At 74.0% G+C, this 14,314-nt stretch carries 15 protein-coding genes and 1 riboswitch; of the genes, 8 read left to right on the forward strand and 7 right to left on the reverse strand.

Annotation, left to right across the window (positions count from 1 at the left end):
- Window positions 1-4 precede the first annotated feature (4 nt).
- Entirely contained in the window at window positions 5-205 is a 201-nt protein-coding gene (thiS, locus tag ACH4TP_RS17365) for a sulfur carrier protein ThiS (protein WP_389224107.1), read from the reverse strand.
- On the reverse strand, window positions 202-1,371 hold the full coding sequence (gene thiO / locus ACH4TP_RS17370) for a glycine oxidase ThiO (RefSeq protein WP_389224104.1): 1,170 nt from the start codon (window positions 1,369-1,371) through the stop codon (window positions 202-204). Before thiO ends, thiS begins: the two co-directional genes overlap by 4 nt.
- A riboswitch (TPP riboswitch) is annotated at window positions 1,369-1,481 on the reverse strand. It overlaps the preceding gene by 3 nt.
- Before the next feature lie 133 nt (window positions 1,482-1,614).
- Between thiO and ACH4TP_RS17375 the strand changes: the two genes are divergently transcribed.
- The 5 genes from ACH4TP_RS17375 to ACH4TP_RS17395 all read left to right on the forward strand — a co-directional run bounded on the left by ACH4TP_RS17375 (window position 1,615) and on the right by ACH4TP_RS17395 (window position 5,877).
- On the forward strand, window positions 1,615-2,787 hold the full coding sequence (locus ACH4TP_RS17375) for an NAD(P)/FAD-dependent oxidoreductase (RefSeq protein ID WP_398438459.1): 1,173 nt from the start codon (window positions 1,615-1,617) through the stop codon (window positions 2,785-2,787).
- Window positions 2,788-2,830: 43 nt separating this feature from the next.
- On the forward strand, window positions 2,831-3,196 hold the full coding sequence (locus ACH4TP_RS17380) for an Rv2175c family DNA-binding protein (RefSeq protein WP_389224101.1): 366 nt from the start codon (window positions 2,831-2,833) through the stop codon (window positions 3,194-3,196).
- 102 nt (window positions 3,197-3,298) lie between these two features.
- Window positions 3,299-3,952 (forward strand): thiamine phosphate synthase, encoded by a 654-nt coding sequence (gene thiE, locus ACH4TP_RS17385; RefSeq protein WP_398438443.1) that lies wholly within the window; start codon window positions 3,299-3,301, stop codon window positions 3,950-3,952.
- 116 nt (window positions 3,953-4,068) lie between these two features.
- Complete coding sequence (metF, locus tag ACH4TP_RS17390; RefSeq protein WP_398177676.1) at window positions 4,069-4,986, forward strand: methylenetetrahydrofolate reductase [NAD(P)H]; 918 nt, start codon at window positions 4,069-4,071, stop codon at window positions 4,984-4,986.
- Window positions 4,987-5,040: 54 nt separating this feature from the next.
- Window positions 5,041-5,877 (forward strand): hypothetical protein, encoded by an 837-nt coding sequence (locus ACH4TP_RS17395; RefSeq protein WP_398177673.1) that lies wholly within the window; start codon window positions 5,041-5,043, stop codon window positions 5,875-5,877.
- Window positions 5,878-5,880: 3 nt separating this feature from the next.
- Here the strand turns inward: ACH4TP_RS17395 and ACH4TP_RS17400 are convergent, their stop codons facing one another.
- The 5 genes from ACH4TP_RS17400 to ACH4TP_RS17420 form a co-directional block, all read right to left on the reverse strand.
- The gene (locus ACH4TP_RS17400; protein ID WP_398438444.1) at window positions 5,881-7,314 is read right to left on the reverse strand and encodes a phytoene desaturase family protein; all 1,434 of its coding nucleotides are present in this window, start codon (window positions 7,312-7,314) and stop codon (window positions 5,881-5,883) included.
- 33 nt (window positions 7,315-7,347) lie between these two features.
- Window positions 7,348-7,995 (reverse strand): DUF4126 family protein, encoded by a 648-nt coding sequence (locus tag ACH4TP_RS17405; protein WP_398438445.1) that lies wholly within the window; start codon window positions 7,993-7,995, stop codon window positions 7,348-7,350.
- A 249-nt stretch (window positions 7,996-8,244) separates the two neighbouring features.
- On the reverse strand, window positions 8,245-8,853 hold the full coding sequence (locus ACH4TP_RS17410) for a TetR/AcrR family transcriptional regulator (RefSeq protein ID WP_389224083.1): 609 nt from the start codon (window positions 8,851-8,853) through the stop codon (window positions 8,245-8,247).
- A gap of 19 nt (window positions 8,854-8,872) precedes the next feature.
- Window positions 8,873-10,972, reverse strand: coding sequence for a YhgE/Pip family protein (locus ACH4TP_RS17415; RefSeq protein WP_398177665.1), 2,100 nt, complete (start codon window positions 10,970-10,972; stop codon window positions 8,873-8,875).
- Window positions 10,944-11,906: an ATP-binding cassette domain-containing protein gene (locus tag ACH4TP_RS17420; protein WP_398438446.1), complete on the reverse strand. Its 963-nt coding sequence runs from the start codon at window positions 11,904-11,906 to the stop codon at window positions 10,944-10,946. Before ACH4TP_RS17420 ends, ACH4TP_RS17415 begins: the two co-directional genes overlap by 29 nt.
- Before the next feature lie 161 nt (window positions 11,907-12,067).
- Between ACH4TP_RS17420 and ACH4TP_RS17425 the strand changes: the two genes are divergently transcribed.
- The 3 genes from ACH4TP_RS17425 to ACH4TP_RS17435 all read left to right on the forward strand — a co-directional run bounded on the left by ACH4TP_RS17425 (window position 12,068) and on the right by ACH4TP_RS17435 (window position 14,089).
- Window positions 12,068-12,586 carry an SAV_6107 family HEPN domain-containing protein gene (locus ACH4TP_RS17425; RefSeq protein ID WP_389224074.1) on the forward strand — a complete coding sequence of 173 codons (519 nt, stop codon included), beginning with the start codon at window positions 12,068-12,070 and terminating at the stop codon, window positions 12,584-12,586.
- A gap of 67 nt (window positions 12,587-12,653) precedes the next feature.
- Window positions 12,654-13,442: a class I SAM-dependent methyltransferase gene (locus ACH4TP_RS17430; protein ID WP_398177660.1), complete on the forward strand. Its 789-nt coding sequence runs from the start codon at window positions 12,654-12,656 to the stop codon at window positions 13,440-13,442.
- 248 nt (window positions 13,443-13,690) lie between these two features.
- Complete coding sequence (locus tag ACH4TP_RS17435) at window positions 13,691-14,089, forward strand: DUF3040 domain-containing protein (RefSeq protein WP_086832207.1); 399 nt, start codon at window positions 13,691-13,693, stop codon at window positions 14,087-14,089.
- Window positions 14,090-14,314 lie beyond the last annotated feature (225 nt).

The following is a 14,314-nucleotide window of genomic DNA, read 5'->3' on the forward strand; positions in this document are numbered from 1 at the left end:
GCGCTCAGCCCCCCTGCACTGCCGTGAGGACTTCCACCCGGTCGCCCTCGCCGAGCACCGTCGTGGCCCACTCGCCGCGCGGCACGACCTCCTCGTTGACGGCCGCGGCCACGCCCGAGGGCGCGGTGCTCAGGGTCGACACGAGGGCGTCGAGGGAGAGGGGGCCCGCCAGGACGCGGGGCTCTCCGTTCACGGACACGTTCATGCGGGCTGCTCCTGACGTACGGGGGAGAAACGGCGGGGGGTGAAGGGGCGCGCCTCGTCGGGGAGGGCGCCCGTGGTGAGCGCCTCCGCCATGACGTCGCCGGTGACGGGGGTGAGCAGCACCCCGTTGCGGTAGTGGCCGGTGGCCAGGTGGAGGCCGGGCAGGGCGGTGGGGCCGAGCAGCGGGGCGTTGTCGGGGGAGCCGGGGCGCAGTCCGGCGCGGGTCTCGGTGAGCGGCAGCTCGGTGAGGCCCGGGACCAGCTCGTGGGCGTCGCGGAGGAGTTCGTACACCCCGCCCGCCGTCACCGTGGTGTCCCAGCCCAGTTCCTCGCTGGTGGCGCCGACGACGAGCTCGCCGTTCTCGCGGGGCACCAGGTAGACGTGGCTGCCGCGGACGACGGCCCGGACGGTGCGGGAGAGGAAGGGAGCGTACGGGGCGGGGATCCGCAGCCGCAGGACCTGGCCCTTCACGGGCCGGACCGGTGGCAGGACCTCGTCGGGGACGCCCGCGAGGCGGCCGCTGAGGCTGCCGGCGGCGAGCACGACCTGATCGGCCGTCAGCTCCTCGCCGCCGGCGAGGAGGACCCCGCGGGCCCGGTCGCGGACGGTCGTCAGGCGCTCCGCGAGGGCCCGGTGGAAGGCCACCCCGGCCCGCTCGCAGGCCGTCACCAGCGCGGCGGCCAGTCGGCGCGGGTCGACCTGGTGGTCCCCGTCGACCCGCAGCCCACCCCGGACGCCGGGCGCCAGCATCGGTTCGAGGCGGCGGCACTCGCGGCCGCTGAGCCACTCGGAGACGAGCCCGCAGCGGGTCTGCAGGGCGTGCAGTTCGCGCAGGTGGGCCCGGTCGTCGGCGTCGAGGGCGACGGCGAGGGTGCCGCAGGCGCGGTAGCCGACGTCGTGGCCGGCGGCTTCCTCCAGTTCGGCGACGAAGGCGGGATAACGCGCCGCGGAGGCGAGGTTGAGCCCGAGCAGGGTCTCCTCGCCGTAGTGGAGTTCGGTGACGGCGGCGAGCATCCCGGCCGCGACCCGCGCGGCCCCGCCGCCCGGATCGGGGTCGACGACGGCGGTGCGCAGTCCGCGCTGCGCGGCCCGCCAGGCCGTGACCAGGCCGATGATGCCGCCCCCGACCACGAGGACGTCGGACCTCAGGACATCGGAAGAACGCATGGGCGTCCAGCCCCTCCCTTCGCCGGCATGACCCGGATCAGGTTCGTACGGTCGGAGGCCGTCCCAGCCTCCCTCTCAGCCCGGTCGTCCGGGCTCCCGCGAGTGCTTTACGTCCGCCAGACTAGCCCGCGTCTCCGGGGGGCCACAGACCCCTCCCTTCCTGACGCACCGTCAGATGCATAAGGTGGTCGAGTGAGCGAGCAGAAGCAGGCACAGCAGCACGTCGTGATCGTCGGCGCCGGAATGGCGGGCGTCCAGACCGCCGTCGCCCTGCGCGAGCAGGGCTTCACCGGCCCCGTGACCCTCATCGGGGCCGAGCCCCACCAGCCCTACGACCGCCCGCCGCTCTCCAAGGCGATCCTCCTCGGCAAGGCCGAGGACTCCGCCTTCGAGATCGACTTCGAGGACCTCGGCATCGAGCTCCGCCTCGGCCTGGACGTCACCGGGCTGCGCGCCGCCGACCGCGAGATCGACACCGAGACCGGACCCGTCGCGTACGACGTCCTGGTCCTCGCCACCGGGGCCCGGCCCGTCACCCTGCCCGGCACCGAGGGCGTCCCCGGGGTCCACCTGCTGCGGACCCTCGACGACGCCGTGCGCCTCGGGCCCGTCCTGGAGCGCCGCCACTCCGTCGTGGTCGTCGGCGCCGGCTGGATCGGCGCCGAGTTCGCCACCGCCGCGCGCGAGGCGGGCTGCGCCGTCACCGTCGTCGAGGCCGCCGACCTCCCCCTCACCGGGGCGCTGCCCGCCGAGGTCGCCGCCCCCATGGCCGAGTGGTACGGGGCGAACGGCGCCGAACTCCTCACCCACGCGCGCGTGCTCACCGTCGAGCCCGGCGCACCGGGCCGCGTCGTCCTCGCCGACGGCCGCGAACTGCCCGCCGACGCCGTCGTCGTCGGCATCGGCGCCCGCCCCGCCACGGACTGGCTCACCGGCTCCGGCATCGCCCTCGACCCGAGCGGCGCCGTCACCGCCGACGACCGGCTGCGCACCTCCCTGCCCGATGTGTACGCGGTCGGCGACTGCGCCTCCTTCCCCTCCGCCCGCTACGGCGAGCGGCTCCTCGTCCACCACTGGGACAACGCGCTCCAGGGCCCCCGCGCGGTCGCCGCCGCGATCACCGGGGCCGCCGACGCGCCGTACGACCCGGTGCCGTACTTCTGGTCCGAGCAGTTCGGCCGCTTCGTGCAGTACGCCGGCCACCACGCGGGCGCGGACGAGCTGCTGTGGCGCGGCGACCCGGCCGACGAGGCCTGGTCCGTGCTCTGGCTGCGCGAGGGGGTGCCGGTGGCCCTCCTCGCGGTCGGCCGCCCCCGCGACCTGGCCCAGGGCCGCAAGCTCATCGAGGCCGCCGTCCCCGTCGACCCGGAGCGCGCCGCCGACCCGTCCGTCCCCCTGAAGGCGGCGGTCCGGTAGGGCCCGGCTACCGACTGTCGGTCCGGGATGGCAGGCTTGTCCCGTGACCGAGATTGACGTGAAGATCGATGCGCTCGTCCCCGCCTGGCTCTATGTGCCCGACATCGCGGAGATGCTCGATGTCGACGTGCTGCGCGTGCGGCAGCTGATCAAGGACGGCCAGCTCATCGCCGTCCGCCGTGGCGAGAACAGGTCCCTGCAGATCCCCGCCGCCTTCATCCAGGGCGACAAGATCGTCAAGGGCCTCGTCGGGCTGCTGACCGTCCTCCGGGACGACGGCTTCACCGACGAGGAGATGCTGGAGTGGCTCTTCACTCCGGACGAGAGCCTGCCGGGCACGCCCGCGCAGGCGCTCAACGAGAACCGCGGCACGGAGGTGAAGCGCCGCGCCCAGGCGCTCGCCCTCTGAGGCGCGCAGACACCGAAGACACCACCGCGGGTGCCGCGGCGGCCGGGTCCCCCACGGGCCGGCCGCCGCGGCACCGGCGACACGAACGGGGGGAACCCACCCATGTCCACGCCTCGTGAGCGGCTCGCCGACGCCCGGCTCTACCTGTGCACCGACGCCCGGAAGCGCCAGGGCGACCTGCCCGCCTTCCTCGACGCCGTGCTCTCCTCCGGCGTGGACGTCGTCCAGCTCCGCGACAAGGGCATGGAGGCCGGTGAGGAGCTGGAGCACCTCGCCGTCTTCGCCGAGGCCGCCCGCCGGCACGGCAAGCTCCTCGCGGTGAACGACCGGGCCGACGTCGCCCACGCCATCGGCTCCGACGTCCTCCACCTCGGCCAGGGCGACCTGCCCGTGCCCGCCGCCCGCGCGATCCTCGGCGAGGAGGTGCTGATCGGCCGCTCCTGCCACGCGGAGAGCGAGGTCGCCGCGGCCGCCGCCGAGCCGGGCGTGGACTACTTCTGCACCGGCCCCTGCTGGCCCACCCCCACCAAGCCCGGACGGTACGCCCCGGGCCTCGGCCTCGTGCGGTACGCGGCGGAGCTGGCCCAGGACCGGCCCTGGTTCGCCATCGGCGGCATCGACGAGACCAACCTCGACGAGGTCCTGGACGCGGGCGCCCGCCGGATCGTCGTCGTCCGCGCCATCACCGAGGCCGCCGACCCGGCCGCCGCGACGGCCGCCCTCGCCAAGCGCGTCCGCGAGCGCGCCGAGGCCTGAGGGCCGTACCAGCGGTACCGCGGGGCGCGCGGCGCAATCCCGATAGTTGTCCGAAAAGGTGTCCATTACTCGGACGCCGTCTACGCTGCCGCCCGCCCCCCGTCTAACCTGCCCGTATGGCCCTTGGTACCGCTTCCGTCCGCTCGGACCGTGCGCGCACCGTCCGCGAGATCCTCGCGGCCGGTGAGACGTCGTACTCCTTCGAGTTCTACGCGCCCCGGACCGAGAAGGGCGAGCAGGTCCTCTGGAACGCCATGCGCCGGGTCGAGGCGGTCGGCCCCAGCTTCGTCTCCGTGACCTACGGCGCCGGCGGCTCCACCCGCGGCGGCACCGTCAAGGCCACCCAGAAGATCGCCTCCGACACCACGCTCACCCCCGTCGCCCACCTCACGGCCGTCGACCACTCGGTCGCCGAACTGCGGAACATCCTCGGCCAGTACGCCGACGTGGGCATCCGGAACATGCTCGCCGTCCGCGGCGACCCGCCGGGCGACCCGCTGGGCGAGTGGGTCGAGCACCCGGAGGGCGTGAAGTACGCCGCCGACCTCGTCCGGCTGATCAAGGAGTCGGGAGACTTCTGCGTCGGCGTCGCCGCCTTCCCGGAGATGCACCCCCGGTCCACCGACTGGGACACGGACATCCGGCACTTCGTGGACAAGTGCCGCGCGGGCGCCGACTACGCGATCACCCAGATGTTCTTCGACCCGGAGAACTATCTGCGGCTCCGCGACAGCGTGGAGAAGGCGGGCTGCGAGACCCCGATCATCCCCGAGGTCATGCCCGTCGTGAACGTGAAGACGCTCGACCGGCTGCCCCAGCTGAGCAACGCCCTCTTCCCCGCGGATGTGAAAGAGCGCATCCTCGCCGTCAAGGACGATCCCGCCGCTGTACGCTCCATCGGTATCGAGTTCGCGACGGAGTTCTGCGCGCGTCTGCTCTCCGAGGGTGTCCCCGGACTGCACTTCATCACGCTCAACAGCTCCACCGCGACGCTCGAGATCTACGAGAATCTCGGACTGCACCAGCAGTCGTGACCGGTCGTACCCGCCCCGACCCGCGGCGGTGACCGCGGAGAGGGGCGGCGGGGCATGGGGTGGACGGTCCTCTACATCGCGTTCGGCGTGGTCGCACTGTGGCTGCTGGGGGAGGTGCTCCTCCAGTACAAGGCGCGGCTGCGCTGGCGCCTGCTCGCCTTCGGCGGCTTCCTCGGCGTCGTCGTGGGCGTCCTGCTGCCCTCGGTCCTCGTCATCATCGCCGGGGCCGTCGCCTTCGCCGTCGGCCAGACCTATGTGACGCTCTCCTTCCGGCGCGGCTTCTCCACCGGCTGGGCGATCGGCGGGAGCCCGCGCGAGAGCCGCCGCCGCAAGGCCGCCCCGCCGGCCGGACCCACTCTTGAGGTCACCGAGCTCTCGTACGACACCGTGGACTCCGCGTACGACACGGAGGACGGGCCCGGCCACGAGCCGCGCCCCGAGACCGCCGCCGGGACGACCGCGGTCTACGAGCCGCAGCCGATGCCCGAGGACACCGGCCAGTACGGGGTCTACGACACCACCGCCCAGGCCGCCGGCACCGGGTACGGCACGGAGTACGACCCCTACGCGTCCGCGTACCAGCAGCCCGGATACGAGCAGCCCTCCTACGGACAGCCCGGCCACGAGCAGCAGCAGGCCTACGACTACGGCACCGCCGCCGGACAGCAGCAGTACGCCGCGTACTCCGATCCGTACATCGGCCCCGGCACCGACGGCCAGCAGTACGGCTCGTACTACAACGACCCCTACGCGCCCTCGTACACCTACGACACCCCGCCCGGCGGCGTCTGGGTCCCGCAGCAGCGCGACACCGACCAGGCCCCGCAGCAGCAGGCCCCGTACGGCTACGAGCAGCCGCACCCGGACGACCAGCAGCAGTACCGCTACTAGGGCCTACCGGGAGCCGCGGAAGTCCGCGCCCTCCACGATGAGTCCGGCCACCAGCGCCCCCGACATGCCCGCGTGGGCGAGCCCGCCGCCGGGGTGCGACCAGCCGCCCGCGAAGTACAGCCCGGGGACGGGGGAGAGGTTCGCCGCCGGGAGGTACGTCCCGGCGGCGTCCGCGAGCGCGGGGGGCGGGATCTCGGCGGCACCGGTGGCGGCCCGGACGTCCTCCGGGCTGCGGACCTCCCGCCAGAGCAGCCGCTCGGCGAGCCCCGGCACCGCCCGGGCGGCGGCCTCGGCCATCCGGTCGGCGAGGCCGCTCCAGTCCTCCTCGGACGTGAGGTCCACCATCGCCGAGACCGTCACCGACTCGTGCTCCGCGTCGGGCCGCGACTCCGGGTCGTCGGGCCGCAGCACGGTCACCGTGGGCCGCTCGCCGTCCCCGTGGACGACCGTGCGGTGCGCGGCCTCCTCCTCGCGGGCCCCGCGCAGGGCCAGCAGGAGCGTCAGACGGCCGGTGGACCCGTGCGCGAAGGACGGCCACTCGTCGCCGTGTTCCCAGGGGAGGACCTGCTCGCGGTAGAGGGACGGCACCGGCGCGCCCGCCACCACGTGGTCCGCCTCCACCGTCCCGCCGGAGGCGAGCCGGATCCCGACGGCCCGGCCCGCCTCGGTCAGCACCTCGTCCACGGGCGCGTCGAAGACGAACTCCACGCGCCGCTCCCGGCACCGCTCGTACACCGCGTCCGCGAGCGCCCGGATGCCGCCCGCCGTGTACCAGCTGCCGAAGGTCTGCTCCATGTACGGCAGGACGGCGGCGGACGCCGGGGCGGCCCACGCCGGGACGCCGTACGCCTCCGCGTAGGAGTCCAGGAGCGCGACCAGCCGGGGCTCGCGCAGCTCCCGCGCGCCCACCTGGGCGAGCGTCCTCGTCGGGCGGCGCAGGAAGCCCGCCTTGAGCGCCGGGTACGGCTCGCGGGCGAGCGCCTCGCGGCCGGCCGGCTGCGGCTCCTCCAGGAGCGGGCGCCGGGTCCGGTCCCAGGCCTCGCGGGCCCGCGTCAGGAAGTCGCCCCAGCGCTCGCCCGCGCCCGCGCCGAGCGCCGCGTCCAGGGCGTCGACCGTGCCGGCCCGGGAGGCGTTCGGCAGGTCGACGCGGGTTCCGTCGGCGAAGACGTGACGGGCCGCCGGATCGACCTGCGTCAGCGTGACGCACTCCTCCAGGGGCTTCTTCCCGGTCTTCACGAACAGGTCCCGGTAGACGGCCGGCAGGTGCAGCAGCCCCGGACCGGTGTCGAAGGCGAAGCCGTCCCGCTCGAAGCGGCCGACCGCGCCGCCGTACGTCGACGTCTTCTCGTACACCGTCACCGCGTGCCCGGCGACCGCGAGGCGCGCCGCCGCCGCCATGGCGCCGAGTCCCGCGCCGATCACCACAATCCGTGCCATGCGGGCGAGTCTATGGGGCGTCCCGGGACCCGGTCAGAAGTGGTCGGACCCGTCGTCCGGCGGGGCATGGGCCGGTGGGCGCGCCCCCGGGGCCGCGAGCCGTCTCTCCTCCCGCCGCTGCGCCCAGCGCCGCCAGCCGCGGCGGATCCGCTGGGCGAGGAAGACCAGTATCGCCAGGCCCGCCAGGAGCAGGACGCCCGCGACGACCGCCGCCGCCACCGGATGGAAGAGGGCGAAGGTGACGATCGCCGCCACCCCGAGATCCTCCGCGAGGCTCAGCGCGATGTTCGAGAACGGCTCCGGCGAGGTGTTGACCGCCAGCCTCGTCCCCGCCTTGACGAAGTGGCTGAGCAAGGCCGTCGAACCGCCGACCGCGCCCGCCGCCAGCTCCGGCAGCGAACCGCTCTGCCCGGCGAGCAGGGCGCCGACCACGGCCCCCGCGACCGGCCGGACCACCGTGTGGACGGAGTCCCACACCGAGTCGACGTACGGGATCTTGTCCGCCACCGCCTCGCAGAGGAACAGCACGCCCGCCGCGACGAGGACGTCGGTGCGCTGGAGGGACGCGGGCACCTCGTCGGTCAGCCCGGTCGCGCCGAAGAGGCCGAACAGCAGGACCACCGCGTACGCGTTGATCCCGCTCGCCCAGCCGCTGGTGAACACCAGGGGGAGTACGGACACGCCCGCGATCGTAGCCAGGACTGAGTATCCGTACCTAGAGGACGAGATGAGTAGGTACGCGGATGGGGCCGGTGCCGGCGGGAGGGGAGAGTGGAGCCCACGGAAGGGGCGCGGCTCCGGTACCGCCGGCACGGGGCTGCGGAACGGGGCCGTGCGCCTGCCGGCACGGGGGCGCGAAGGGAAGAAGCCGGTGCGGCGAGGCTCGGGGGGATCGAGCCTCGCCGCACCGGCCTTCCGCCGTGTTCGCGCTCAGCGGCCGCCGACGCGGCCGTGCAGCAGGCGGGACAGCGCCGCGTGCACGTCGTCGAGCGAACGCTCGCTCTGGAAGGCCTGCCAGTCGAGCGCCGCCACGAGCACCATCCCGACCAGGGCCGAGGCCGTCAGCTGGACGTCGATCTCCTCGCTCAGCTCACCGGCCGCCACCCCCTCGCGCAGCACGCCCTCCACCACCGCGACGGCCTCCTGACGGACCACCAGGAGGGTCGAGTTCCAGGCGCGTCCGGTGCGCCAGAGCTCGGCCACGTACAGCTGGGTGAAGGCCGGGTAGCGGTCGATGAAGACGAGGCCCGCCCGGATCATCGCGTCCAGCGCGTCGACCCGGCTCCCGCCGCGCTCGGCGGTCTCCTCGGCCGCCGAGCGCAGGGAGCCGGCGAGCAGCGACACGCCGTGGCGCAGCAGCTCCTCGAAGAGCTCGGTCTTGCTCTTGAAGTTGTAGTAGACCGTGCCCTTGGCCACGCCGGCCCGCTCGGCGATCTCGTCCACCGTCGTCGCGGAGAAACCCTGCTCCGCGATGAGGGTGACGGCCGCCTCGTAGAGCTTCGTGCGCGTGGCCCGGCGTCGGGTGCTGCTGCTGTCCATGGCGTCGATTCTCACAGGTTCAGAGCGACAGTTCGGGGTGGAGCCGGTCCAGCGTCCACACCTGCTTCTTGCGCGCCGTGACGGCGGTCAGGGCCAGGGCGCCGACGGTGAAGGCCGCCAGGACCGCGCAGGCCTGCCAGACCGGCCCGAGCCCGCCGCCCGTGATGAGGCGGCGCAGCGCCTCGACCACGTGGCTCATCGGCAGGAACGGGTGGACGGCGTTGAAGAAGGCCGGGCTGGTCTGGACGGGGTACGTGCCGCCCGCCGAGGTCAGCTGGAGCATCAGGAACGCGAGCACCAGGATCCGGCCCGCCGCGCCGAAGTGGGCGTTGAGCCACTGGATGATCGCGGCGAAGCAGCAGGTGACCAGGGCGAGGAAGCCGATCGTGCCGGCGGCCCGGGCCATCTGGAGGCCGAGGCCCCAGTGCAGGACCGACATCAGGGCCGCGACCTGGAGGACGCCGATCGCCGCCACCGGGAGCCAGCCCGCCAGCGCGATCCGCAGGGCGGAGCCGCCGGCCGCGAGGGCGCGCCGGTTCAGCGGCTGGATGATCATGTACGCGACCATCGCGCCGACCCAGAGGGAGAGCGGGATGAAGTACGGGGCGAAACCGGTGCCGTAGTTGGGCGCCTTGTGCAGGGACTGGGAGGCCAGCTTGACCGGGTCGGCCATGACCTCCGTACGCCGGTCGCGGTCCTGCCGGTCGTAGTCGGGGATCTGGTCGACCCCGTCCTTCAGACCGGTGGCGAGGGTGCCCGAACCGTCGGCCAGCTTGAACAGGCCGCCGTCCAGGGCGCCCGCGCCCTTCTTGAGCTTGCCGACACCGGTGTCGAGGCTGACCGAGCCGGTCTTCGCCCGGGTGATGCCGGTGTGCAGCTGGTCCGCGCCCGTCGCGACCTTCCGCGCGCCCGCGTTGAGCTCGTTGATCTTCCGGATGGCGCCCTCGACGTCCTCGTCGAGGTGCGGGGCGCGGGCGGCCAGCTCGTCGGCCTGCTTCACGAGCTTGGCCAGGCGCGCGTCCAGGGTCTTCAGGTCGTCGGTCTGGCCCTTGGTGAGCTCGTGCACGTCGTCGGCGATCGTGGCCACGTCGCCGGCGGTGACGGAGGCCTCCTTGAGCTTCGCGCAGACCTTGGGGTCGAGCGGGGGAGCGGTGGGGGCGGCGTCGACGCACAGCTCCCGGTGGAGCCGCACGAGACCGTCGTCGGCCTTGTGGGCGGCGGAGCGGACCAGGGGCGCGCGCTTGACCAGGTCGGCCAGGTCGTGGCGGGCGGCCGTGGCGGAGTCGGAGACGAGCCGGGCGGTGTCGCGGATCGACTTGCCGTTGTTCGCCAGGTACGGACGGACCTTTTCGGCGGTGCCGTTCACCTTGTCGGCGAGGGCCTGCGTGCCGTTCGCGACCTTGCGGGAGCCGTTCTCCAGGTCCTTGGCGCCCTTGTCGAGCTTCTTCAGGCCCGCGGCCAGGTCGCCGCTGCCGGCCTTGGCGTCCGTGAGCCCGTCCGACAGGCTCTTGGAGCCCTTCTTCGCCTTGTCCACGCCCTCCTTGAGGTCGGCCGCGCCCTTGGCGGCCTTCGCGGTGGCGTCGTGGATGTCGGAGAAGGAGATGAAGATCTTGTCGAGGAAGCTCCGCGAGGACTTCGTGGAGGCCGCGCTGCGCACCTCGGAGAAGACCGTCCGGGAGATCGAGCCGACGATGTAGTTGTTCGCGTCGTTCGTCCGCACCTGGAGCGCGCCGGTCTCCGGGGAGTCGCCGGAGCTGGAGGCGATGCGGGTGCTGAAGTCGCCGGGCATGGTCAGGGACAGGTAGTACGTCCCGTCCTCCACGCCCTTGCGCGCCTCGGCGTCGCTCACCTCGTGCCACTCGAAGGTCTTGCTCTCCAGGAGCCCCTCGGTGATGTCGTCACCGGCGTTGATCTTCTTGCCGCCGGCGGTGGCGCCCCGGTCCTCGTTGACGAGGGCGACGGGGATCTTGTCGAGCCTGCTGTACGGGTCCCAGAACGAGTACAGGTACAGGGCGCCGTACAGCAGGGGCAGCAGCAGGATCGCGACGAGTGCGGCGCGCGGCAGCTTTCCCCTGCCGAAGCGCTTCAGCTCAAGCGCGGCCAGTTTCGGCGAGCGCATCGGCCGCCCCCTCCTCGGTCGTGGTGTCGGTGGTGCCGCCGGTCGCCGTCTCCCCGACGGCGGCGGTGTCCTCGGCGGCGGTGGCCGGGTCTTCGGCGGTGGTGTCCTCGGCGGCGGTGGTGGCGTCGGGCGCGGTGTCCTTGCCGGTGTCCTTCGCGAGGCGGGTGCCGGTGGCGGGCGCGGTGTCCTTCGCGGTGGCGGCCGGGGGCTCGGCGGTGTCGTCGCCGGCGAGGGTCGTGATGCGCAGGGCGTCCTCGGGGGCCTCGCTGCAGACGGCGAGGACCGTCGTCCCGGACGCGGCCAGGGAGCGCAGCAGCGCCCAGGCCTCGGCGCGGTCGGCGTCCGAGAGCTTCAGGTCCGTGTCGTCCACGGCGAGCAGCCGGGGACGGCCCATCAGGGCCAGGGCGATCGAGAGCCGCAGCGCTTCGAGACGCTCCAGGTCCCGTACGGAGGTCCGCTCGCCCTTCGGCAGGGCGTCGAGGTCCAGACCCACGGCCGCCACGGCCTCGTCGATCCGGGCCCGGGACGCCGCCGCGCGCTCGGCGGGGCGCCGCAGCAGGGCCCGTACGGAACCGTCGTAGCGGCGCTGGAGCAGGGCCCGCTCGCGCAGGTGCTCGGCGACCGTGAAGGCGGGGTCGAGCTCGCTGACGCCCGGGACCTGGCCGAGCGCGGTGATCCGGCGCACGGCGGCCATCTTGCGGGGGAGGGCGAGGCCGCCGACCTCGGCGTGGCCCTCCTTGGTCCTCATCCGGCCGGTGAGCGCGAGCAGCAGACAGGTGCGCCCCGAGCCCGAAGGGCCCTCGATCGCCACCAGCGTTCCGGGCTCCGCCCGGAAGGAGACCTTCCGGAAGGCCCAGCCGCGCGGCCCCTTCAGTCCGAAGCCGTCCGCGACGACGGCGGCGCCGTGCGGCTGCTCCTCGGTTTCCGCGCCCACGGACTCACCCCCCACTCCCCTTTTGAACTGACCAGTCAGTTCAAAAGTTACCCCTGAGTCGGCGATGAGGCAAAACCCCAGGTCAGCGCGATTGTCAGTGGGGCACGACACGATGAACACATACGGCCACAGCGCCGTCACACGACGACAGGAGGCTCGTCATGGCCGGCCCATCCGCAGCAGCCACGCCCCGCCGCCGTCCCACCCCCGGAGAGACGGGGCCCGGCTCCGACATCCACCCCGTCCAGCGCCGCTCCGCCGCCCCGCCCGCCGCCCTCGACCTCCTCGCCAAGTCCCACGCCGGACTCGCCGAGGCCGCCGTCCTCGACCGCCCCCACGAGCGGTACGCCACCGCCCACCTCGCCGCCCTGCGCGCCGCGGCCGCCGTGCTCGCCGCCCGGGCCAGACCCGACACCCGGCCCCGCCACCGGCAGCCGATAAGGAGCACCTGGGAGCTCCTCCCCGGCCTCGCCCCCGAGCTGGCCGAGTGGAGCGCCCTCTTCGCCGCCGGGGCCCCGCGCAGAGCCCGCGCCGAGGCCGGCATCAGCGGCGCGGTCACCCGGCGCGAGGCCGACGACCTGCTCAGGGACGCCGAGCACTTCCTGCGCCTCGTCGAGCGGCTGCTCGCCCTCCGGCCGGTACTGCCCCCGCAGCCCGGGGCCGACGGGAGCCCGGGATGATCCGAAAGGAGAGGGCGAGGCCATAGGGTGGGGACCGTCCAGACCCGTCACCGAGGAGTCAACAGCCGTGCCGGACCCTTCCCCTGTCTTCGGCCGTGAGGCGTCGTCGCGCCCGTCGCGCGCCTCCCTGCGTACCGCCGTCGTCTGGGACGTCCTCAAAGACGCCCTGGACCGCCGGGTCGAGGCCACCGGGAAGGCGGGCCTCGACGTCCTCGACACGGGCGGCGGCTCCGGGAACTTCGCCGTGCCGGTGGCCCGCCTCGGCCACCGCGTCACCGTCGTCGATCCCAGCCCCAACGCGCTCTTCGCCCTGGGCCGCCGGGCCGCCGAGGCCGGCGTCGCCGACCTCGTCACCGGCGTCCAGGGCGACATCCGGGGCCTCTTCGACGTCGTCGAGCGCGACTCCTACGACGCCGTGCTCTGCCACGGCGTCCTGGAGTACGTCGACGACCCCGCCGAGGGCGTGCGGAACGCGGCCGCCGCGCTCCGCCCCGCCGGCAGCCTCAGCCTGCTCGCCGCCGGGGTCGGCGGCGCCGTCCTCGCCCGCGCCCTCGCCGGCCACTTCACCGAGGCCCGGCACGCGCTCGACGACCCGGCGGGCCGCTGGGGCGGCGGCGACCCCGTGCCCCGGCGCTTCACCGCCGAGCAGCTCGCCGAGCTCGCCGACGCGGCCGGTCTCGAGGTCGGCGCCGTGCACGGCGTCCGGGTCTTCGCCGACCTCGTCCCCGGTGCCCTCGTCGACACCGAGCCCGGGGCCGCCGAGGCCCTCCTCCGGCTGGAAGCGGCCGCCGCCGAGCTGCCCTCCTTCCAGGCCATCGCCACCCAGCTGCACGTTCTCGGCCGGAAGCGGGCCTGAGCGGGACGGCCACCCGTTCGACGGAGTGCGCCACAGCCCGCCCGATCCGGGGCTCCGCCCCGTATGATCGGGGGACACCATCCGGCATGACGGACGAGGGGCTGGGGAATCAACGCCTCAGCAACCGATCCGCATGGCGGCCCGGATTGGCTATCGGTATTGAGGCGGGTTTCACGGGGGCGATTCCCTGCCTATCCTGAAAGGGCCGCAAACCGGTCGCCCCCGCGACCGACGACTAGGAGGACTCCGTGCCGCTCTCGGAGCACGAGCAGCGAATGCTCGAGCAGATGGAGCGAGCGCTGTACGCCGAAGATCCCAAGTTCGCGACAGCGCTCGAGGGAAGCGGGCTGCGTACGTACACCCGGCGACGGGTCTACCAGGCAGTCGTCGGCTTCCTGGTGGGTATCGCGCTCCTCATGACCGGAATGGTCTTCCAGGAAGACGGCCTGATCTGGATCAGCGTGGTGGGTTTCCTCGTCATGCTGGGCTGTGCGGTCCTGGCGGTCACCGGATGGCGCAAGGCGCCCAAGCCGGGCGAGCAGAGGGCGGCCGGCGGCCGTCAGGCTCGGCAGCGACGCTCCATGATGGACCGGATCGAAGCGCGGTGGCAGCGTCGCCGCGACGAGCAGCAGGGTGGCGGCCACTGACGGCCCCCGAGCGGTAGCCCCGCCCCCGATTTTCCCCGAGCCCCGCAGGCCCGCGCCCCAAGCGCCCGCCCTGCGGGGCTCGGCGCGTTTCCGCGCCTACCCGCGCCCGGCTGGGCGGCGCGCTTCACCCGGGGCTTCGCCCCCGCCCCGTGTGGGGCCCGCACCCGCCCCGTGTGGGCCGCGCGCCCGGCGGGGCGGTGCCCCCTCCCACCCGCCGTGTGGGCA

Source organism: Streptomyces sp. NPDC021012, assembly GCF_044333355.1.
Taxonomy (GTDB): domain Bacteria; phylum Actinomycetota; class Actinomycetes; order Streptomycetales; family Streptomycetaceae; genus Streptomyces.